This is a genomic window from Gilliamella sp. Fer1-1 (assembly GCF_001690825.1).
GTDB classification, from domain to species: domain Bacteria; phylum Pseudomonadota; class Gammaproteobacteria; order Enterobacterales; family Orbaceae; genus Gilliamella; species Gilliamella apicola_C.
Genome location: NZ_LZGX01000105.1, coordinates 1 through 997, shown reverse-complemented (window position 1 = coordinate 997; position 997 = coordinate 1). Strand labels below are relative to the sequence as shown.

Genomic DNA, 997 nt, shown 5'->3' with positions numbered 1-997 from the left:
TATTATCACTCATATCAAGTAGGAGTGGTGTGCCAATATTATGATTGCTGCTCGTTAATTGGCTAGCTTGTAAGGGGTGTTTACTCCATGCCTCGGTGTCTGTGGCTAATTCGATTTCATTATTGTTTTCTTTCTTTATTAAGATATTTTATTAATCCCTCTTTCGTTGAAAATTCGCAGCGTTTTTTTGTTTTAAAATTATCTATACATCCAATTTTTGCTACAAGAGCATCATCTCCTATAAAATATAATGCTCTTAACACACCATCATTATCAATTAATACTGGTAATTCAAAATAACGATAGTGTATGCTCGATTTAAAAACTTCTTTTGTTAGAATTAGGATTGATTTGCTTTTGGTTTTATTCTCTATATATTCATATTCAAAGATACTTAATAATTCATCATATTGATATGGGTAAATTTCAAATGCCTTATATAATTCTTTGTTATTATTAGTTAAAAAATAAACCTCTAAATTACGTCTTCCATCATCAAAAGTATTGCTAAGAAATAGAGCAGTACCTTTCTTACCTTTATATTCAACATCAATTGGTGGATGAGCGATGTTATCATATTTAGGAAATCGATATTCTTCTGGAATATTCTCTAAATCCTCATAGGAATCAGAATTGGCATAGGCATTTTGCCCTGTAAAAATTGAGCTTAAGAATATAAACAACATTGTTTTGAACTTCATTGTTACTCCTCATTGTCTTCCTTCTTTATTAAGATATTCTATTAATCCCTCTTTCGTTGAAAATTCGCAGCGTTCTTCTGTTTCAAGATCATCCATACAACTGATTTTTGATATAAAAGCATCATCTCCTATAAAAAATAATGCTCTTAATATACCATCATCTTCTACAAATAAAGGTAATTCTATAAAACGATACCTTATCGTTGGCCCTGTACCGTCTTTCAATAAAATGTAGATATATTTCCTATCGGATTTTTTTCCAGTAAATTCGAAGGCACTTACTACTTCACTATGTC

General features: G+C 30.2%; 2 protein-coding genes. Both read right to left on the bottom strand.

Annotated elements, in window-relative coordinates; genetic code table 11:
- Positions 1-119: 119 nt before the first annotated feature.
- Positions 120-701, bottom strand: coding sequence for a hypothetical protein (locus A9G28_RS11470; RefSeq protein WP_065580746.1), 582 nt, complete (start codon positions 699-701; stop codon positions 120-122).
- A gap of 9 nt (positions 702-710) precedes the next feature.
- A partial coding sequence (locus tag A9G28_RS13665) for a hypothetical protein (RefSeq protein WP_176702151.1) occupies positions 711-997 on the bottom strand: 287 nt, incomplete at its 5' end.

Coding starts and splice junctions, on each gene's coding strand:
- A9G28_RS11470 (WP_065580746.1), bottom strand. CDS start 701: ATGAAGTTCAAAACAATGTTGTTTATATTCTTAAGCTCAATTTTTACA.